Origin of the sequence: Halopseudomonas yangmingensis, assembly GCF_900114825.1 — a bacterium.
Taxonomy (GTDB): domain Bacteria; phylum Pseudomonadota; class Gammaproteobacteria; order Pseudomonadales; family Pseudomonadaceae; genus Halopseudomonas; species Halopseudomonas yangmingensis.
This window is the reverse complement of sequence record NZ_FOUI01000010.1, coordinates 90,758-108,727: the sequence shown is the minus strand read 5'-3', so window position 1 is coordinate 108,727 and position 17,970 is coordinate 90,758. Positions and strand designations below refer to the sequence as shown.

Sequence of the window (17,970 nt, the reverse complement as noted above, 5' to 3'; positions counted from 1 at the left end):
CGGTGAAGTTTTCCCGCGCAAAGCTGCACTGCCGGATAGGCAGCTCAGAAATATGTCGACACGCACCACATACCGGCCCGGTGCTGCACTGCCGGATAGGCAGCTCAGAAAACATGCGCCTGCCATCTGCGCTCACTGAAAGGCTGCACTGCCGGATAGGCAGCTCAGAAATTCATCGAGCAGGCCGACCTTGACCGCAATCCCTGCACTGCCGGATAGGCAGCTCAGAAATTGACCGCCGTTATCGCTGCGTCATGCGCAATCTGCACTGCCGGATAGGCAGCTCAGAAAATAATCGACCATTGGTTAACCCATGCGAAAAACTGCACTGCCGGATAGGCAGCTCAGAAATAGCCCAAGGCGGCACTATCCAAAGCCTGCCACTGCACTGCCGGATAGGCAGCTCAGAAATATGAGTAACGAGCAGTACACTCGCTCAGGTTGATTCGGTTCGGTAGCGCAATCAATGAAGAACATGAGTGAGTGCAGCAAGCTTTCATCGCTCAGCTGGAGGGCGCCAACCGGAAATCACGCCGAAAACAGACTATAAAACCAGCTATTAACTCAGTCTTTTACCAGCCCATTCTTAACAAGGAAGTCCTCAAGGGTTTCTCCAGGAATGGTTGGGCCGGCATCTTCGTCATAGCTCTGCATGCCGACGCAAATGAACCGTTTGATCAGCTGCTCAACAGTGATGCCGAGTTCCTGTGCTCTGCGTTCCATTAACTCGGGCAACGTATCCCGATCGCTAAAGTTGAGTTGAATCTTTGTCATGCGAACATCCTAGCAAACCTTGGACGTTGATTTGCCAATCACAATATTTGGTTGTTTGAAACACTCCGCTCCCTAGCCTGCATGCGGCAGGTCGTGCCGGATAAATAGTTTATTACAGCTGCGCTTAGGCCATAGATCATCACTTCACCCACGGCAAGGCCTCCCAGTCTGTCGTATACGCCGGCGACAGATGCCCACGGCGCATCGCATAGGCGGCAGGTCCTGCCTCTCTGGCTATGTATGCGGCTTACCGGTACTTTTTGTTTATCGCATCCATCACGGCCATCAGGCGCTTGGATCTGGCTGAATCTGCTGTCTGCCCCGCAGTACTGCCAAACAGATCCCCCTGATTGCCTGATTCTCTGACCAGGTCTCCCAACATGACGCCGGCCTTGGCGTAATCAAAACCATCCCGGTACATCGGTCTGAGCAGGTTCAACGCCTGCTGCACAATCACCCGTGTGTCGTGACTGGGTGTGACAAGTCTCACACTTGCACTGCTCGAGTATTGCGGTGCGCTGGCCTTGAACGGATTGGTTCGGATAAACACCATCAGCGCTCCGGCATACTGTCCCCCACCGCGCAGTTTCTCGGTAGCACGCGCCGCAAAATGTGTTACTGCCTCTTCCAGTTCGCTGAGCTTTTGCAAAGCCTGACCAAAGGACCGGGAGCACATGATCTGCTGCTTTGCCGGTGGAACATCCTCCCACGGCACACAGGCAATACCGTTGAGCTCGCGGGCGGTGCACTCCAGAACCACAGAGAACTTTTTTCTCAGCGTTGCCGGATCAGCATCGGCCAACTGCAATGCCGTGCCTATGCCCATGGCCTGAAGCTTTACGCTGAGTTTTCATCCAACACCCCATACGCTCTCAACCACTACCTGCGCCATCAAGCGCCTTTGCCTGGCAGGGTCGGTCAGATCGACCACACCGCCAGTCGCCGGGTATTTCTTCGCCGCATGATTGACCAGCGTACGCGTCGGTGCGATGCCCACACATACCGGCACTCCTATGTTGTGCTGGATGGTGGCTCTGACTTGCCGACCGAAATACTCGAAAGACACGACCTGATCCAGCCCGCTCAGATTCGACAGCACGACAACCGGGGTATGGCGCAGGTCCGGGCGAAACAGCTTTTCGCAGGAGGCGTAGAAATTATTGCAGTCGACCAGTGCGTAAACCGGTTTGTGCATTCGGCTCACCCGGCTTTGGCCTGCTCGCGGTGCAGCGCAGCACCCAGAGCAGCAAAGTAGCACTCGAAGGATTCGTTGATTCGCCGCCGATGCTCGCCCTGCGGATAGAGTCCTGCTCTGGCTTCGTCGGAGTGACGGGTTCCGTTCACCAGAAACCGGTTTCGTGGCTGACTGTCTTCGATGAAGGCTTCAAATGCGCGGGCGCACAGCTCTTCCGGTCTGGCGTAGTAGATGGTCTTCAACTGGCGGTCTGTCGCTTGGGAGATTTTGAACAGCACACTGGGCGCTGTGCCATCCTCGTTCAGCAGAATGGTCTGGTAGCAGGTGCCCAGCAGCGCCGTCAGTGGATGGGAGCTGGTGTCGTCGTTGTTCAGCCAAGCACTGGAAGCAAAGCAGGCCTGCCCGGCATTCGGATAGACCTTGCTGCCCATGTGATGATCAAAGGCATGAAACCATTCATGCGCCAGACTGCCTGCACCGGCATTTTTGGCCAGTGCCAGTTGCCGTGTCGCGGGCAGGTAGTGCGCTGCCACGCCGGGCCTGCCACCGATGCCATACTGCAACCCCAGCGTGCTGCGCAGTGAAATCAGCGTTTCCGGGCCGCGCAGGATGCTCATCAGGTCACACAGGGCCTGATAGAACTTGCCTGCTGCGCGGTCCCGCTCCTGCGGTGTCACCCAGCGTCCGACTTCAATGCTGCGAAAATCAAATCGTCGCCTTACCGTTACGAAGGAAACGTCAGGCCCAAACGTCATCCCTGCCCTCCGCGCTTCAGCGACCGAACCACGTTGGTTACGATCCCAAAGACCTGCACCTAAGACTGGTTTAATATCCAGCATTCTGACGAGAGAGCAGCAACAGGTCAACCGCAGCGAGGCATGACCTTTTAGCAGTGGCTCAGGGGGCTCCGCCGATGTTGTGCCCCATCATCGACTGTAACCGCTTGACCTCTGCAACAAAGGCCGCATAGTTGAAAATTTCCCCAAGGGTAAGGCTGTCCATGGTCACTGAAGGTCTCTTGATCCGTGAATCGATTTATTGGAAGCCAAACGTAAAATGCGCGATGGCTCGCCCAAAGCAGCAGCCTGCCATGCGCTATCATCGCTGACAACGCAATACGCGGGAGAGGCCCCATGAAAATCGTCGAGACACAAAACGTTCCGATCACTACCGATGTGCTCTGTGATGTATGCGGCACCTCCACCACAAAACCCGGTACACCTGCACAGTTTGGCGTGCTCTCAGCCCACTGGGGCTATGGTTCGCAGCATGATGGTGAACGCTATGAGGTCCACCTGTGCGAGGGCTGCTTTTTCAGCACCCTGTCGGGACTGGGACGTCAGCGGATGGTTGAGCATTTGTTCGACGAAGAATCCGATCAGGCGATCAAACCTGACGCTCCGTTCGGTCTGGTCGAACACGACAACTATTTCAAGGACTGAGTGGTGCGGCGCCACAGCAGCCCTCAGCCATACAGAGGACCCTCCGGACTCAACAGCCGTGCAAAAGCCACTCTCGCAGGCGCTGCTGCCTGGTCGCAGGGCAAGAATACCCGACGGTTTCGATGAGCAGTGAGTCGCAGAGCGCGTCGGAACCGCTACCGTGAGCCTAGATACGGCTGGCCAGATTCAGCACTATTGGTGGGTTAATGGGCTGGTATTGCGCGTTGCAGGTGCTGGCGTTGATCAGGGTGAGCGGCCCACGCTGATAGATGCCATAGCCTTCGTGAATATGCCCAAAGACATGGGCTTTGAGGGACAGCCTGTCAATACGCTGCATAAGCTCGGCACACCCAACATTTCTGGGCCCCAGTCCCAGCGCAACCTCATCTCCGATACCCCTCGGCGGGCCGTGGGTAATAAGCACGTCCGTGTTGTCAGGGATGCGCGACCAGGCATCGTACAACGGCTGGCCCGGATCTAACATAAATGCCCAGTTCCAGAATGTAGGTGTCCAGGGTGAGCCCCAGAAACGAACGCCTTCAATTTCAATGCCGCTGTCTTCAAGGTAAATCGCATGGCTGAGTGCTTCGCGCGCCTGCTCCGGGCTGTCCTGAAATACCCAGTCGTGGTTGCCGGCAATAACGATTTTGTACCGGTGGGGCAATGTGCCCAGCCAATCATTGAGCTCAACAACATTGTCCAGCGTGCCCTGACCAAGACTGTCACCTGCATGGATCAGCACATCCCCATCTGGAATGTCACAAATGCTGTGATGCATGCTGTGCGTGTCGGAGATGCAAACAAGTTTCATCGGATTTTCTGTCGTGGGTTGTGAATCGCTGGGTCGGCCGGATTGCTAACCAGCTCATCCTGCAGCGACCAGTCTAAAAATGGCATTAAGCGGGCGATGTTCCACGCATCGTCAACCCCACGGTGGGGCTGGCCGTCAAACGCCAGCTCATGATAAGCCAGCGCATAGGCAAGGCTGGTTTTCTTGCGCTGTCTGGTGGTGCGTCGCCAGAGCTTCTTCAAGTTTAGGTGTGGCAGGTTCAGTAGTTGCGAATCGGCATTATCGAGGGCGCATTGTGCTGTCAGCTGGTTCAGATCGTAGTTGCCCCAGCTGCCCCAGAGGGCAACCGTTTCCGTACCTTCAAGCCAGGCGTTCATTTGATCAATAACGTCCTTTAGCGGTGTCGCGTTATCCACCACGGCTTGCGTGATTTGTGTCAGTGCAATGCAGAGCTCGCTGAGAATGGGCTGGCGTTCAGGCCGCACGATGAACGAGCGCGTATCCAGAACAGTGCCAAGCCGATTGGTCAGCACGCAGCCAATCTCGATGATTTCCATGGTGTGAATACTTTGCGTCCCGCCCTCTGGAGTAGCTGCATCCCAGCAGGTAGCTTCGAGGTCAACCACGAGAATTGGGGAGTTATGCTCCTGCATGAGTGGTAGCCTTGCCCTTAGTCAGATCGCTGAATCACAGAAGCTTTCGAGAAGACCGCTTGGCCTGAATGATGGGGCGTCAATGGGGCTCAGTGCAATTCACCATCCGCAACTCAGCAACATCACCGCACATACCTATCATGGGCCCCCGCAAACAGGTCTTGTCATTTCCACGCCGCAGTCCGGACAGGAAACCGCCTGATCAGTGATCCGCCGTCCACAATTTGTGCAATCAATCAGCGCCATGCGGGTTCCCTCTGCCCTGCTCTGACAAGATATACCCTCATGCGACAAAGCAGGTCGCCCCTTTGGTTTTCCGTTGGAGAAGGAGCCGGTCAAGTTACAGGCGCGCATCACGTCGACAGCGGCCTGGCTGCTGGCAGCAGCTTGGGATCTATACATCCTGTGCTAGCTTAAGTACTGCTGGTTCCCGGCACCTGATTGGGAGAGTGAAAATGACCGTTGTCTACGCAACAGCAGCCATCATCGGCGCACTTGGCTTGGCCACCATCATTGGATTGTTTGTAGCTAAGCGCCTCGACAAGAAATACGGCACCGAAAAAACAGGCAAGTAAACTACCCCGCGGAAAAGCGTGCGATGCACGCGAGTGATTCATTGTTCTGCCGAGCTGTCTTCCGGTTGGGTGTTTATCTGATCTGCCCCGACGCAAGAAGGCGCACTATTCGAGAGGCTGTTATGGATAATCTCCACGAAAAGCTGGCTTTGCCGAAAGGTCACTACTCTCTTCACGTTGCTGTACTTTCGGGTCTGCCTGTTTCATTGATCTCTGATCTGGCAAGTATTCTTGGCAGATCGCCAGCTCAGGTCGCCGAATGGGTCGCCGAATTCTCCGGCAACACTGTGATGACCTTGCGGGCCGGTGAGACTTTCTGTCGCCTTGTTGAGATCCTCGATGCGCTATTGGAGCTGCACGATGAGAATCACGAAGCTGCGCTCCACTGGCTAACGACACCGAATATGGTGTTGTCCAATGAGAGGCCGATCGAACTGCTGACAACCGAGGCTGGTGCACGCGCCGTACGACAGGCTATTTGTGCGATTGAATATGGACTTCCAGTTTGATCCCTGCCGATGGAAGTTTCGGGCTGAAGGTGCTGGGTCAGATATGCGAGTGAGCGTGCAGCAACGTTGAGGATTGAAGCTGCCCCGTCCTTGGGGCATCAGGGAAATCAATGCTTGGTATTCCTCTTGCTCAACCATTGCATCAATTCTCGTTCAGACCAACGTACCGACCGTCCTACCTGATAGCGCCCAGGAATAGAGGGGTTCAGCTTGATCATCCGCCAGAGCGTCTGGCGACTGATATTCAGTATCAGGCAAACCTCGTCAGACGTTCGCAACACTTCGTTAGGCAGGGGTGATTTGCGCCCCAAGGCTTGCGGGGATGGCTGGCGGGAAAAATCTGATTTGGTGTGTTTATCCATGAGTGACTCCTTGCTTGTAAGGGAGCCCCTATAAAATACGAGTTGCGCAGCCAGCGTTTGCTGAAATGGTGGCTATTTTCACTTTAAAAAAAATTTTCTTCGGGGAAACGGTACCTGAAACGGTACCCTGAAGCCGAAAATGAAAAAGGCCCGCAGCGGAGGCGGGCCTAAGTCATTGATCTATATGGTGCCGGCACCAGGAGTCGAACCCGGGACCTACTGATTACAAGTCAGTTGCTCTACCAGCTGAGCTATACCGGCATGGGGCTGCATTATATAGGGCCTGCGGCTTCTGTAAAGCATCATGAAGCGCTTGACGACGGTAGAAAAGTCACAACCCTGCTTGTGAATGTTTTTTCCCGTAGCGCTTGACATATCCCCCGCAACTCCTTGTTTTCCAATGCACAGCCGCACTGTTCGTTTTCTGCTCAATTGCCTGCAGGCCGCGCCGTTGCTGGCTTTTGTGAAGTTACCGGGCAGTCACCCACACACTTGTGCACAGTTGTCGGGGATAACGCCCGGCGCACACTTTCTGTGGATAACTCTGTGAAGAACAGGTGTGCAGCCTGCGGATGGAACAGCGACTGCTCAGTCGCGCTCGGCCAGCAGCAGTAAATTGCGCGGGGTTAGCTGGCTGGGGCAGAAGGTACCGAGCTGCACCCGGTAGCCCTGCTCCTGCAGGAACAGCGCGCGATCCAGCAGCAGCCAGATTTCCAGTGGGCGGCGGAACAGTGCGCGCAGCAGTTCCAGCCCGCGCACCTGTTGCAGGCGTTGCCAGCCACGCTGTTCCAGTTGCTGCCAGTCGGCCGGTGCCGGCAGCTGCAGCTGGTGATGCGCGGCCAGATCCAGGCAGAACGCGGCAAAACCCAGTGTCAGTGCGCTTTCCGGGCGTGACGGGGTGGGCAGGTAGCTGTCGCTGCCGCGTGCCTCGCGCTGCCACAGGTCGAAGGCCAGTCGCCAGGCCATCGAAGTGTCACGCAGGCGGCGCACACGCTGCCCGGCGGTGACGGTTTCCTGCAGCGGCAGGCGCAGGTCTTCGGTATCCAGCTGCAGGCTGGCGTGACTGGCGGCCTGTGACAGCGGCTGGTAGTGCGGGCCGCTGATACGGTTGTAGCAGCAGGGTGACAACGCCAGCTGCCGGCAACCTTGGGCGGCGGCCTGGCGCAGCAGGGCCAGGTGCAGTTCGCCACAGGCGTGCAATGCCACTACCGAATGCTGCGGCTGCAGCAGCGCCCAGCTGGCGGGCTGCAGCACGTCGGCGTCGCAGTGTTCGGCCGTTACGCCAAGGCGCTGGCTGAGCTCGCTACCTGCGCGGTTGAGCTGCGGATCATGCTCCAGGCACAGCAGCGGCTGCCCGGTTTGCCAGGCCAGCAGCCGGCCCAGATGACCCTTGCCGGCGCACCAGTCGAGCCAGTGGCGGGTCGGCTGCTGCCAGCGCGTCAGGCTGCCGGCGGCAAAGCGAGTGATCTGCTGCCATTTGCGTCCGGGAATATGCCGCGACAGCAGTTCCGGCAGCTCTGCCGGTGTGTCGCCGCTCCAGTCCGGCAGCTGGCTGAACTGCAGCGCCTGGGCTGCCAGCGTGGCAAAGGGCTCGGCCGCCTGCAACTGCCACGGCTGGTTGTGCAGGTGCTCGCTGTGCGCCAGCGGCAGTTGCCGCAGCTCGGCAGCGAGTGCCGGCCAGTCGGCTTCCCAGGGCAGCTGCAGATGTTCGAAGGGTTTGGCGCGCCAGACCGGCTGGTACTCGGCCAGCCAGGCATCCAGCGCGGCGAAGCGCGCGGCGAAGTCCATGTCAGCGTTTGCGACTGGCGTCCACCTTGAGCCAGATCTCCAGGCGGCGGAACAGCCAGGTGAACAGCAGGGTGATGATCAGGTAGATCAGGCCGGCGACCAGGAAGAACATTTCGTACTGGTAGGTACGCGAGTTGATGGTGCGGATCACGCCCATGATGTCCATCAGCGTCACCGTGTAGACCACTGCACTGGCCTTGAGCATCAGGATGATCTCGTTGCCATAGGCCGGCAGGCCGATGCGGATGGCGCGCGGCAGGATGATGTACTGCAGCGCCTGGCGCCGCGACATGCCGAGTGCGCGTGCCGCCTCGACCTCACCCGGCGGCACCGCCTGGATGGCGCCACGCAGGATCTCGGCGATATAGGCGGCGGTGTGCAGGGTCATGGTCAGCAGGGCACACCAGTAGGGCTCGCGCAGCCACGGCCAGAGCGCGCTCTGGCGCACCATCTCGAATTGCGACAGCCCGTAATAGACCAGAAACAGCTGCAACAGCAGCGGCGTGCCACGGAAGAAGAAAATGTAGCTGTAGGGCAGCGCCTGGATGTACCAGTGGCGCGAGGCGCGGGCCAGCCCCAGCGGAATCGCCAGAATCAGGCCAACCACCACGGCAATCCCGACCAGCTGCAGGGTCACCAGTGTGCCCTCTAGCAGCTGCGGCGCCCAGCGGACCAGCAATTCCCAGCGTTCGCCCAGGGTCATAGCTCGGTCCTCGTGAAACCACGGTTGGCACGCCGCTCAAACCAGTGCAGGGCGGCCATGATGATCACCGTCAGCGCGAGATAGATCAGCGCGGCGGCAAAGTAGAAGGTGAACGGCTCCTTGGTCGCGTTGGCTGCAACCTGGGCCTTGCGCATGATCTCGTCGAGGGTGATCAGCGATACCAGCGCGGTGTCCTTGAGCAGGATCAGGTAGAGATTGCCAAGCCCCGGCAGTGCCACCCGCCACAGTTGCGGCAGGGTGATGCGCCAGAAGATCCGCGCATTCGACAGGCCCAGCGCCTGCCCGGCTTCCTTTTGTCCCGGCGGGATAGACAGCAGCGCGCCGCGGAATACTTCGGTGGCATAGGCACCGAAGCACAGTGCCAGCGCCAGGGTTCCGGCAACAAAGGGACTGAGGGTCAGGTGCGGGTTGCCGAAATAACTGCCAATCCAGTTCATCAGCGACACTGTGCCGAAATAGGCCATCAGTACCCACAGGGTTTCCGGCACACCGCGCACCACCGAGGTGTAGAAACCACCGCAACCGCGCAGCAGGCGGTTGTCGGAAATCTTCGCGCTGGCACCCAGCAGGCCGAACACCAGACCCAGGGCTACCGAGGCCAGTGACAGGCGAATGGTCATCCAGGTCCCTTCAACCAGGGCCGGGCCGAAACCGTGCAAATCGAACATGGAGTTCCTGCGGTACCGGGCCCCGCAGGGCCCGGCTCACCGGATCAGTAAATGCTGAAGGGGAAGTACTTGGCGTTGATTTTCTCGTAGGTGCCGTCCTCGACGATCTCGGCCAGCGCCTTGTTCAGACGCTCGCGCAGCGGGTCGCCCTTGCGCACGGCGATGCCGATACGGTCGTTGTCGAACACCGGCTCACCCTTGAACTCGAAATTCTGGCCAGCGGCACTCTGCAGCCACTCGTACTGCACCAGGTTGTCGGCCAGTACACCATCGATGCGGCCGGCAGCCATGTCGAGGTAGGCGTTTTCCTGGGTGTCATACAGGCGCACACGCACCACCTTGCCCAGATTGTCTTCCAGCCACTGACCGGCGATGGTCGCACGCTGGGCACCGATGGTCTTGCCCTTCAGGCTTGCTTCGTCAACCTGGAAGTTCACCGACTTGGGCGCCACGAACTGCAGCTTGTTGGTGTAGTAGGGCTCGGTGAAGTCGACCGCCTGCATGCGCTCCTCAGTGATCGACATGGAAGCGATCAGGAAGTCAAAACGACGGGTGTTCAGGGCCGGAATGATGCCATCCCAATCAGAGGTAACCACCGAGCACTCGGCGCCCATCTTCTCGCACAGCGCGTGGGCGATATCGAGATCAAAGCCTACTGCGGTGCCACTGCTGTCGATTTCATTGAACGGAGGGTAGGCGCCCTCGGTACCGATACGCAGCTTGTCGGCAGCCTGCGCACCCAGGCTGACCAGCATGGCGGCCGCGCCGGCCAGCAGAATCTTCTTGTACTTTTGCATGGTTACTGCTCCTTACCTGTGACTGGACATGAATTGCTTGCAGCGCTCCGATTGCGGGCGCTCAAACACTTGTTCGGGCGTGCCAATCTCCTCCACCAGGCCCTGGTGCAAGAACACCACCTGGCTTGAAACCTGACGGGCAAAGCCCATTTCGTGGGTCACCAACAGCATAGTACGCCCTTCCTCGGCCAGCGCACGGATCACGCTGAGCACTTCCTGGACCATTTCCGGGTCCAAGGCCGAGGTCGGCTCGTCAAACAGAATCACCCGTGGCTGCATGGCCAGGGTACGGGCAATCGCAGCGCGCTGCTGCTGACCACCGGAAAGCTGTGCAGGAAAGGCATGGCGCTTGTCGTAGATGCCAACCTTCTGCAGGAACACCTCGGCGGCGGCAATCGCATCCTGCTTGCTCTGCCCCAGCACCCGACGCGGCGCCTCGATGATGTTGTCGAGAATGCTCATGTGCGGCCACAGGTTGAAGCTCTGGAATACGAAGCCGACATTGGCCCGCAGCCGGTTGATCTGCCGGTTGTCGGCAGCCACCAGCGCACCATCACGCGCCGGCTTCAGCCGCAGTTCCTCGCCAGCAACGAAGATCTGACCCTGATGCGGGTTTTCCAGCAGATTGATACAGCGCAGCAGGGTGCTCTTGCCAGAACCGGAAGAGCCGAGAATGGAGATCACGTCACCGTCACGCGCCAGCAGATCAACGCCCTTGAGCACTTCAAGGTCGCCATAACGCTTGTGCAGGTCACGCACTTCCAGAGCAGGGGGGGTCATCGTTGCCTTTCCACCTGGGAGCCCACTGGCACCCATCAGTTGAACCGCGCAATCGGGTAGCTCGACAGATCCATCTGCAACTTTCCCGTCATAACAGCGGGAAAGCTAGCACAGCGACAGCCCATGACCAAGAACCGACTTGCAGTCACGACGGGCAAGCCACGGCAAAATGTGTACGCTGCGCCATCCGGAAAACAAAAAAGCCCGCTGGTGAAAGCCAGCGGGCTTCAAAGATGGTGCCCAGGGACGGAATCGAACCGCCGACACGGGGATTTTCAATCCGCACCTTTGAAGCTTTTGCTTGCTTGATAAACCTTGAGCAAACCCACTAAAATCAATGCTTGCAGCAGAATATCCACAGACCGGGCATTGATAGGCATTGATTACATTTTGCCCATTTTGCTTACATTTCTGCTTACATCCGCCATTACATGCTTACATGTAAACAATCACCAGCAGGGGCACCAGCATGGCTAAAGTGGCTTTCACCGCAAAACGAATTGCCGATTTTACATGCCCAGCAGACAAACAACAGGCTTTCTTGTGGGACACCACAGCGCCCGGCCTTGGTTTGCGTGCCACCCCTACCGGAAAGCCGGCCTTTATATTTCAAAGCCGCTACCAAGGCAAGTCTGTACGCATCACGATTGGCAGCCCTACCGCATGGGATATACCCACCGCACAGGCCAAAGCGCGGGAATTGCAGCGCCTGATTGATGAGGGCAGCGACCCGCGAGAAAGCAAGCGCCAGCAGCTTGCCAAAGCTAAGGCAGCCAAGGCCAAGCGGGAATCTGAAGCAGTCACCTTTGCCGAGGCATGGCAGGCATACACCAAAGCACGCGCCCCACACTGGGGAGAACACCACAGAAAAGACCACGAGAAACAGGTTAGGCCGCCGGGCACTACCAAAGCAGGAAAGCCCGCAATTGCAGGCCCGCTGTTCTGCTTCATGAATAAGCGCCTAGCCGAGCTGACCCCGGAGGCAATCGAACGATGGGCAGCCCGTGAAGGCAAGGCCCGCCCAACCACAGCCCGGCTAGGCTGGCGACTGCTTAAGGCTTTTCTTGCATGGTGCGGAACCCAGAACCAATACAGGGCACTGGTGCAAGACAACCCCGCCGACAGCAAGAAAGCCCGCGAATCATTAGGCACCCCCAAAGCCAAGCAGGACGCGATACGCAAAGGGCAGATTGCAGCTTTTTTCCAAGCAGCCCAGGGAGTGAGCAGCCCGACGATAAGCGCCTACTTGCAGGCCATGCTACTGACTGGCGCAAGGCCCGGCGAATTGCTGGCGCTCAAATGGGCAGACATTAACGAGCAGTGGGGCAGCATCACCCTACGCGATAAGGACGAATCCAAAGGTGGCAAGGACGGCACACGGGACATTCCATTGACCCCCTATGTCCGGCACTTGCTGGCCAGCCTACCCCGCCGCAGCGAATGGGTTTTTTCAAGCGCCACCTTGAACCAGCCAATCAATCCGCCACGGCAGCGCATGGGTGACGTTGCCCGCATATCCGGCATTGACGGCCTGAGCCTGCATGGCTTGCGCCGATCCTTCGGCAGTCTGTCCGAATGGCTGGAGATACCAGCAGGCGTGATTGCACAGATACAGGGGCACAAGCCCAGCGCCACAGCCGAAAAACACTACCGGGTAAGGGAGCTGGATTTGTTGGCAGTGCATCATGCCCGCTTTGAGGCGTGGATTCTGGAGCAAGCAGGTATCGCCTTTGACCGGAACCAACAGCACGGCGGTTTGCGCGTGGTAGCAGGCAGGGAGGCGTGAGCATGGCTAAGAAAGACCACACACTAAGCCGGCTAACTTACATTTCCGGCGGTTGGAATCCAGTTGATATCCGGATTCCGAGGAGGTACACAAAACACTCTGACGGCACCAGCGAACTATCAGAAATAACGCCGGATGATATAGCCCGGTTCGAAGATAGTCCCGTTCGCGAGGCTCTGGAGGATCTTCACAGCTTTGGTGTAATCGAGCCGCTTTTGTTTCAGCTAGAACAGGGGAACCCGGCCATTCTGAGAAATCCGGAGGCCGCCCGAATCATTGCCGAAGCTGCACGGGGGAAAGGCATCAAAGGCAGAGGCCGGAAAAAATCACCCGCTGTTGTTGCGAGAGACAGGTGCATTTGCCAAGCGGTGCATGAGCTAAACGAAATGGGATACCCCATCAAAGGGGATATTGAAGCAGAAACAGCTTGCGGGTTAGTGGCCAAGCGCATCGCACTATCAGCGGAACAGGTGTACACGATTTGGAACGTTCGAAAGCCTGACCAGGACAACTTTTCAAGCAACTTTTACCGGAGCTTTCATTATTGGAAGCACACACTAACAAACCCCGGCTGGGTGCCGACAACACCTAAAGATGTTTTACAGGAATATTTTCCCAAAAAGGAAGGGAACGCCGGAGAGAGAGAAACCGAGATAATGGAAGCCTTGGCAAAAGAGTATTTCCGCTGCTTCTATGTTCGCGTTATCAACGCCATTAAACGCCGACCCGGCAACCGCTGGGGTTTATGATATTGGCCCAAATAACAAACTTATATAACCAATCAGGAATCAGCAACCTGCCGCCATTGTTCAATGAATCGGAAGGAGATTCAGCCAATGGCAAGCACAATCCATACCCAGCAGACAGAAACAGCCGCCGCATGCTTCCCTGAGCGAATCGCGCCAGTATTCCCCCCGCTAGACCAGGAAACCCGCCCCACGATAGGCACAGCAGCAGCAGCCTACTACCTAGACCGGAAAGTGCAGACCCTGCACATATGGGCATGCAAAGAGAATGGCCCGGTTCGGCCTGTTCGCGTGCATGGCCGGCTGGCTTGGCCAGTCGCTGAGATTAAGCGCGTACTAGGTGTAGAGGGCTAAACAATGAGCAAAAAAAAGGCCCCAGACCAAACAGCCCAGAGCCTCAACACACGCCCGCAGCATACCATACCCCCGCGCATGAAGCGGCTACTTCTAGCCTTGCTAAGTCGGCATGAAGGGATCACACGAGAGGAAGCCGACCGCATAGCGCCAGCCAGTAACGGCCCCCACTATGTTAGCCAGCTACGCAATCGCCTTGACCTAGAGATTCCTTGCGAGCGTGTGAACTGCACCACACGCGACGGAGAGGCCAGCTGGTACGGGCTTTACTACCTGACCAAACAGGATAGAGCCAAAGCGCGGGAGTTTCTGCAATGACCACCACCACAGCATTCTGGCTGGCTTGCATGATGCTGGCCTGCACCTATTACACATGGCGGGCACGCCGTGGGGAGGGTTCAGAATGACAGCCCTACCCTTTGCAGTGAATCAGGACGGCAGAACAACAACCCTACCGCCCCCAGCACGGCTAAGCCTGTTTGATAGCCACAGCGCAACCACAGCGGCAAGGTTCATCACCTTAGCCGAACTGGTGGCAATGGCAGAGCAGCCAACTATTGGCCCCAAAGGCGAGTCAGCCCTGATTACCCCCTTTGAGAGTCAGCGCAAAACAGCCGACGCAGCGCAGCGAGCAATGTTTGCAGCCGTGATTATCGACCACGACCACGACAGCCGGACGGCAGGTGATATACGCACGCTATATGGCCCGGCTGGTTTTGATGTTTGTTACCTTGCCTTCACCAGCAGCCACCACATGCAGGAGAAGAACGGGGAGCCAGCCGCGCCCCGCTGGAAAGTGGTTGTGCCATTCGCCGCGCCAGTAGACGCAGACACCGCCGCCGAGCTTTCGGCAGGTATCGCCTACTCACTGACGACAGACGCAGCACAGGCCCGCAAGCAGCAGGGGTTTTACGCCCCCAACAAGCTGCACCCAAGCGCCCCTTATGAGTACATAGACCAGCTTGGGGAATCTTGGGAATGGCTACACGCTGACGACGGGGAAAGCTGTTTCATTCAGGAAGCCGCGCAAGGATGGGCGGAGCTGCAAAAAGCCGAGGAAAAGGCAGCCAGCACGGCTAGGGACAAGCCCCGCACCTGCAACACAGAACAGGCCGGAATAATTGGCCATATCTTGCAGGCGCATAACATGCCCAACCTGCTGGTACAGCATGGCTACCAGCGCAAAGGCAAAGGCTTGTATCTGTCACCCACCAGCGCCAGCGGCATTGCAGGGGTAAGGCTGCTAGAGCGTGACGGCAAGCAGGTTATATACAGCCACCACGGCCCCAGCGATCCGCTATCAGCCGACAACCACGACGGGCACTCCCTCGATGTTGCAGACGTTCTATGCGCCCTGAGATATGGCGGGGACATTGCCCGCATGGTCAAAGAGGAGGCGGACCGGCTAGACGAGGACGGACAGAAGCAGCGCCAGCGGGAATACATGCAGGAGCTGGAGCGCCAGCGCAAGACAGAGGCGTTTAACGCCCCGCCTGTTACGGACAGTACGCCAGCCCCTGAAGCGCAAGCAGGCGGCCAGCCAGAGCCGCCAGAGCCGCACCACCTGACCCGCTTTGTCGATATAGGCCAGCAGCCAGAGCCGCCTAACTGGCTTTTGCCGGGCTTCATTGCGGAAGGCGTGGTAATGATTGCAGGCGGCCACGGGGTAGGCAAAACGACGGCCATACTCCCCCTATCCCTAGCCGTTGCTGGGGTTCATCCGCAGCAGTATGAGCTTGCACCGGAACACTGGCGGCATGTTGTTTACATCACTGAGGACACGGCCCAGGCAGGACGGATTATTGCCGGTTATGGGGAGCACCTGGACTGGCCCGGCGGCAGAGGGGTGCCCGACAGGATCAGGGAACGCTTGCATGTTGTAGAAGCCCGGCGGGCTGGCGCGGGCTATGTCGCACTGGCTGGCGAGTATTACCGGGAGCACTACAGCCGGACAATCACCAGCACCGGAGCGGATGGGCAGCAATACACAGCAGAGCTATTGCCGCTGGTTGTTATCGACACCCTGGCCGCCACGATTCACCTGGAGAACGAGAACGACAACAGCGAGGCTAGCGCAGCCATTGCAGCCCTGAAACAGCAGTTTGCAGGCTTGCCCGTGTGGATAGTAGGACACACCGCCAAGGCTAATCTAAGCCGCTCTGAGGCCATTACAGCCCGTGGCGCAAGCGCCTTTGAGGCAGACGCCAATCAGGTGCTGTATCTGGTGCATGAGGAAAAGAACGGCACCCGCTGGCTGATGCGCGGCAAAACCCGCTTTGAAGCTGAATGGGCAGAGCTTGAGATTCGCAGCGATAGCCGAACCATCACGGCGCTAAATCGGTTTGGCGCTGAGGAAAGTCTGACGCTTCGATGGGCAGTCGCTACCCCACCAGACAAGGGACGGGCCGAGCGTATCAAGCAGACCAAGGCAGAACACGAGGAGCGCGACAGGGAAGCCCTGAGAGAGCGCCTGATGCAACTGGTGGCCAATGCCTTTGCCCAAGGCCAGCGCCTCAACAAGTCAGCCCTACGCAGCCAGGCAGGCGGCAATGCAACAACAACCGGGTGCAACATTGATGCGCTGCTGGCAGACGGCTGGCTTTATGAGGTCGAGATACCAGCCCCAGACCGGCTAAGAAACAAACCCAGCTTTCTGGTTGCTCTGACGGAGTCCGAACGGGAGGCGTTTACAGCTACCGGCGAGCTGCCGGCACATAAGCTGGAGATCCCCCCAGACTGGAAAAAGCCACCAGCGCCAGCCCCAGAAACAGCGCAGGAGGGCGAACAATGAAAACGGAACGGCATGGAACGGCCAAGCGCGAAACGGGCTATTTCCTAGCCGGGCTGGGGGTGGGTAATGCTGTTCCAGAATTGATGTTCCCCTAAGGAAAAGAACGACGGAACGGCATGGCGGGGGTTTAATCCCCCCGCCTACTTGCCCGTTATTCCAGCTATTCAGAACGACAAGGAACGGCATAGAACGGCATAGAACGGCAATGCAGGAGAAGGCCCAGGAAAAAGCGCAACAGCCCGGCTAGGTTATGCCGACACAACACGCGCAAGCCACACCCGCAGCCATTGCCGACCGGCAGAATTAAAGCCCAACCCAGGGCAGGCAAACCCCACTCAAACCCCACGCGCCAGCTCTATGCTGCCTGGCCCGCCTTCACGCCAATAAAAGCGCCTCAGCAAGATTCCAGGCGGCCAGCACCCTGCCGCAGCCCAACCAGGGGGAGGGGGTAATCTGAGGCTCAGGGCAAAGGTTATGCGGGAACGACGGGGGGAGCTAGATTTTCGTTCCCACAAAATTCATGTTTTGGGGTAGTAGCAACGGAGTTCGCTTTCTACACCCCACGCACGCGAGGGTAATTCAGCGCCGAAAGCTGGCGCGATATTTCCCGCCTATAAAAAACGGCTGAGCAAGATTTATCGGGCATCACAGGCGAGAGAAATTCAGATCCTAAGGCTGGCACAGAACCACATCGAAAGCGCACCTTTCGGGAAATGCGCTTACATCCGCCGTTACATACCCCAGAAAGCAAAAAGGCCGCATCGAGTGAATGCGGCCTAACTGCTTGATTTAGATGGTGCCCAGGGACGGAATCGAACCGCCGACACGGGGATTTTCAATCCCCTGCTCTACCGACTGAGCTACCTGGGCGACAGGGCCGCTATTAAACGTTTTGTGCCCTGCACTGTCAAGCGTCCCGCAAAAAATATTTCATGCTTTCAGGTGGTTGCCACTTAATTGCTCGGCGGCACGTAGCCTTCGGCCTTTTCGTAGTCTTCGCCGGCGAGAAACTTGTCCATCTGCTGCTGGATGTACTTGCGGTCCTCGGGGTCCATCATGTTCAGGCGGCGCTCGTTGATCAGCATGGTCTGGTGTGCAGTCCATTCCTCCCAGGCGCGCTTCGACACATCCTGGAAAATCGCTTCGCCCTTCGGGCCGGGATACGGCGGACGTTCCAGTCCGGGCAATTCCTGCTGGTACTTGCGGCACATCACCATGCGTGTCATGGACCTTTCC

General features: G+C 58.0%; 19 protein-coding genes, 2 tRNA genes and 1 CRISPR repeat array (1 of these 22 running past the window's edge). Of the genes, 5 read left to right on the top strand and 16 right to left on the bottom strand.

The genetic code is table 11. The features are described 5' to 3' along the window. Window positions 1-411: a CRISPR direct-repeat array (repeat unit 28 nt; unit sequence CTGCACTGCCGGATAGGCAGCTCAGAAA); it reaches 2,677 nt to the left of the window's first position. 153 nt (window positions 412-564) lie between these two features. From BMZ23_RS10390 to BMZ23_RS10380, 5 genes are all read right to left on the bottom strand, one after another. Continuing rightward, window positions 565-774: a hypothetical protein gene (locus tag BMZ23_RS10390; protein WP_093476512.1), complete on the bottom strand. Its 210-nt coding sequence runs from the start codon at window positions 772-774 to the stop codon at window positions 565-567. 139 nt (window positions 775-913) lie between these two features. Beyond that, window positions 914-1,012: a DUF4113 domain-containing protein gene (locus tag BMZ23_RS15200; protein ID WP_281242323.1), complete on the bottom strand. Its 99-nt coding sequence runs from the start codon at window positions 1,010-1,012 to the stop codon at window positions 914-916. Between the two features lie 9 nt (window positions 1,013-1,021). After that, on the bottom strand, window positions 1,022-1,600 hold the full coding sequence (locus tag BMZ23_RS15195; RefSeq protein ID WP_245748184.1) for a DinB/UmuC family translesion DNA polymerase: 579 nt from the start codon (window positions 1,598-1,600) through the stop codon (window positions 1,022-1,024). Between the two features lie 24 nt (window positions 1,601-1,624). After that, window positions 1,625-1,969: a Y-family DNA polymerase gene (locus tag BMZ23_RS15190; RefSeq protein ID WP_245748183.1), complete on the bottom strand. Its 345-nt coding sequence runs from the start codon at window positions 1,967-1,969 to the stop codon at window positions 1,625-1,627. Between the two features lie 5 nt (window positions 1,970-1,974). Next, window positions 1,975-2,724 (bottom strand): CLCA_X family protein, encoded by a 750-nt coding sequence (locus BMZ23_RS10380; RefSeq protein ID WP_093476510.1) that lies wholly within the window; start codon window positions 2,722-2,724, stop codon window positions 1,975-1,977. Between the two features lie 378 nt (window positions 2,725-3,102). Here BMZ23_RS10380 and BMZ23_RS10375 point away from each other — a divergent pair, with 378 nt between their 5' ends. Continuing rightward, window positions 3,103-3,411, top strand: a complete 309-nt coding sequence (locus tag BMZ23_RS10375) for a hypothetical protein (RefSeq protein ID WP_093476508.1) — start codon at window positions 3,103-3,105, stop codon at window positions 3,409-3,411. Between the two features lie 166 nt (window positions 3,412-3,577). On the opposite strand, the gene BMZ23_RS10370 is transcribed toward BMZ23_RS10375, so the two are convergent. Together BMZ23_RS10370 and BMZ23_RS10365 are read right to left on the bottom strand one after the other, a co-directional pair. Continuing rightward, window positions 3,578-4,222, bottom strand: coding sequence for a metallophosphatase domain-containing protein (locus BMZ23_RS10370; protein WP_093476506.1), 645 nt, complete (start codon window positions 4,220-4,222; stop codon window positions 3,578-3,580). After that, window positions 4,219-4,854 (bottom strand): 3'-5' exonuclease, encoded by a 636-nt coding sequence (locus BMZ23_RS10365; protein WP_093476504.1) that lies wholly within the window; start codon window positions 4,852-4,854, stop codon window positions 4,219-4,221. The genes BMZ23_RS10370 and BMZ23_RS10365 overlap by 4 nt, the downstream gene beginning before the upstream one ends. A 697-nt stretch (window positions 4,855-5,551) precedes the next feature. On the opposite strand from BMZ23_RS10365, the gene BMZ23_RS10360 reads away from it, so the two are divergent. Beyond that, a complete protein-coding gene (locus BMZ23_RS10360; RefSeq protein ID WP_093476552.1) occupies window positions 5,552-5,938 on the top strand; it encodes an antitoxin Xre/MbcA/ParS toxin-binding domain-containing protein in 387 nt (128 codons plus the stop codon). Window positions 5,939-6,045: 107 nt separating this feature from the next. Here the strand turns inward: BMZ23_RS10360 and BMZ23_RS10355 are convergent, their stop codons facing one another. From BMZ23_RS10355 to BMZ23_RS10325, 7 genes are all read right to left on the bottom strand, one after another. Continuing rightward, window positions 6,046-6,300 (bottom strand): helix-turn-helix transcriptional regulator, encoded by a 255-nt coding sequence (locus tag BMZ23_RS10355; protein WP_093476502.1) that lies wholly within the window; start codon window positions 6,298-6,300, stop codon window positions 6,046-6,048. 185 nt (window positions 6,301-6,485) lie between these two features. Beyond that, window positions 6,486-6,561, bottom strand: a tRNA-Thr gene (locus BMZ23_RS10350). A gap of 327 nt (window positions 6,562-6,888) precedes the next feature. Continuing rightward, window positions 6,889-8,088 (bottom strand): methyltransferase, encoded by a 1,200-nt coding sequence (locus BMZ23_RS10345; RefSeq protein WP_093476500.1) that lies wholly within the window; start codon window positions 8,086-8,088, stop codon window positions 6,889-6,891. A gap of 1 nt (window position 8,089) precedes the next feature. Continuing rightward, on the bottom strand, window positions 8,090-8,791 hold the full coding sequence (locus BMZ23_RS10340) for an ABC transporter permease (RefSeq protein WP_093476498.1): 702 nt from the start codon (window positions 8,789-8,791) through the stop codon (window positions 8,090-8,092). Beyond that, entirely contained in the window at window positions 8,788-9,480 is a 693-nt protein-coding gene (locus tag BMZ23_RS10335) for an ABC transporter permease (protein WP_093476496.1), read from the bottom strand. The genes BMZ23_RS10340 and BMZ23_RS10335 overlap by 4 nt, the downstream gene beginning before the upstream one ends. A gap of 44 nt (window positions 9,481-9,524) precedes the next feature. After that, window positions 9,525-10,277, bottom strand: coding sequence for an ABC transporter substrate-binding protein (locus tag BMZ23_RS10330; protein WP_093476494.1), 753 nt, complete (start codon window positions 10,275-10,277; stop codon window positions 9,525-9,527). Between the two features lie 12 nt (window positions 10,278-10,289). Beyond that, the gene (locus BMZ23_RS10325; RefSeq protein ID WP_093476492.1) at window positions 10,290-11,057 is read right to left on the bottom strand and encodes an ABC transporter ATP-binding protein; all 768 of its coding nucleotides are present in this window, start codon (window positions 11,055-11,057) and stop codon (window positions 10,290-10,292) included. Window positions 11,058-11,526: 469 nt separating this feature from the next. On the opposite strand from BMZ23_RS10325, the gene BMZ23_RS10320 reads away from it, so the two are divergent. The 3 genes from BMZ23_RS10320 (at window position 11,527) to BMZ23_RS10305 (ending at window position 16,734) form a co-directional block, all read left to right on the top strand. Further along, window positions 11,527-12,843, top strand: coding sequence for a tyrosine-type recombinase/integrase (locus BMZ23_RS10320; RefSeq protein ID WP_093476490.1), 1,317 nt, complete (start codon window positions 11,527-11,529; stop codon window positions 12,841-12,843). Between the two features lie 2 nt (window positions 12,844-12,845). Then, window positions 12,846-13,592 (top strand): hypothetical protein, encoded by a 747-nt coding sequence (locus BMZ23_RS10315; RefSeq protein ID WP_093476488.1) that lies wholly within the window; start codon window positions 12,846-12,848, stop codon window positions 13,590-13,592. Between the two features lie 754 nt (window positions 13,593-14,346). Further along, a complete protein-coding gene (locus tag BMZ23_RS10305) occupies window positions 14,347-16,734 on the top strand; it encodes an ATP-binding protein (protein WP_177197265.1) in 2,388 nt (795 codons plus the stop codon). 794 nt (window positions 16,735-17,528) lie between these two features. Here BMZ23_RS10305 and BMZ23_RS10300 read toward each other — a convergent pair. Next, a tRNA-Phe gene (locus tag BMZ23_RS10300) sits at window positions 17,529-17,604 on the bottom strand. Window positions 17,605-17,687: 83 nt separating this feature from the next. Continuing rightward, the gene (locus tag BMZ23_RS10295; RefSeq protein WP_093476484.1) at window positions 17,688-17,960 is read right to left on the bottom strand and encodes an oxidative damage protection protein; all 273 of its coding nucleotides are present in this window, start codon (window positions 17,958-17,960) and stop codon (window positions 17,688-17,690) included. Window positions 17,961-17,970: the final 10 nt, after the last annotated feature.

Bases quoted from the DNA above. Each gene is read 5' to 3' on its own strand.
- BMZ23_RS10390 (WP_093476512.1), bottom strand. From the start codon at position 774: ATGACAAAGATTCAACTCAACTTTAGCGATCGGGATACGTTGCCCGAG.
- BMZ23_RS15195 (WP_245748184.1), bottom strand. From the start codon at position 1,600: ATGGGCATAGGCACGGCATTGCAGTTGGCCGATGCTGATCCGGCAACG.
- BMZ23_RS15190 (WP_245748183.1), bottom strand. From the start codon at position 1,969: ATGCACAAACCGGTTTACGCACTGGTCGACTGCAATAATTTCTACGCC.
- BMZ23_RS10380 (WP_093476510.1), bottom strand. From the start codon at position 2,724: ATGACGTTTGGGCCTGACGTTTCCTTCGTAACGGTAAGGCGACGATTT.
- BMZ23_RS10375 (WP_093476508.1), top strand. From the start codon at position 3,103: ATGAAAATCGTCGAGACACAAAACGTTCCGATCACTACCGATGTGCTC.
- BMZ23_RS10370 (WP_093476506.1), bottom strand. From the start codon at position 4,222: ATGAAACTTGTTTGCATCTCCGACACGCACAGCATGCATCACAGCATT.
- BMZ23_RS10365 (WP_093476504.1), bottom strand. From the start codon at position 4,854: ATGCAGGAGCATAACTCCCCAATTCTCGTGGTTGACCTCGAAGCTACC.
- BMZ23_RS10360 (WP_093476552.1), top strand. From the start codon at position 5,552: ATGGATAATCTCCACGAAAAGCTGGCTTTGCCGAAAGGTCACTACTCT.
- BMZ23_RS10355 (WP_093476502.1), bottom strand. From the start codon at position 6,300: ATGGATAAACACACCAAATCAGATTTTTCCCGCCAGCCATCCCCGCAA.
- BMZ23_RS10345 (WP_093476500.1), bottom strand. From the start codon at position 8,088: ATGGACTTCGCCGCGCGCTTCGCCGCGCTGGATGCCTGGCTGGCCGAG.
- BMZ23_RS10340 (WP_093476498.1), bottom strand. From the start codon at position 8,791: ATGACCCTGGGCGAACGCTGGGAATTGCTGGTCCGCTGGGCGCCGCAG.
- BMZ23_RS10335 (WP_093476496.1), bottom strand. From the start codon at position 9,480: ATGTTCGATTTGCACGGTTTCGGCCCGGCCCTGGTTGAAGGGACCTGG.
- BMZ23_RS10330 (WP_093476494.1), bottom strand. From the start codon at position 10,277: ATGCAAAAGTACAAGAAGATTCTGCTGGCCGGCGCGGCCGCCATGCTG.
- BMZ23_RS10325 (WP_093476492.1), bottom strand. From the start codon at position 11,057: ATGACCCCCCCTGCTCTGGAAGTGCGTGACCTGCACAAGCGTTATGGC.
- BMZ23_RS10320 (WP_093476490.1), top strand. From the start codon at position 11,527: ATGGCTAAAGTGGCTTTCACCGCAAAACGAATTGCCGATTTTACATGC.
- BMZ23_RS10315 (WP_093476488.1), top strand. From the start codon at position 12,846: ATGGCTAAGAAAGACCACACACTAAGCCGGCTAACTTACATTTCCGGC.
- BMZ23_RS10305 (WP_177197265.1), top strand. From the start codon at position 14,347: ATGACAGCCCTACCCTTTGCAGTGAATCAGGACGGCAGAACAACAACC.
- BMZ23_RS10295 (WP_093476484.1), bottom strand. From the start codon at position 17,960: ATGACACGCATGGTGATGTGCCGCAAGTACCAGCAGGAATTGCCCGGA.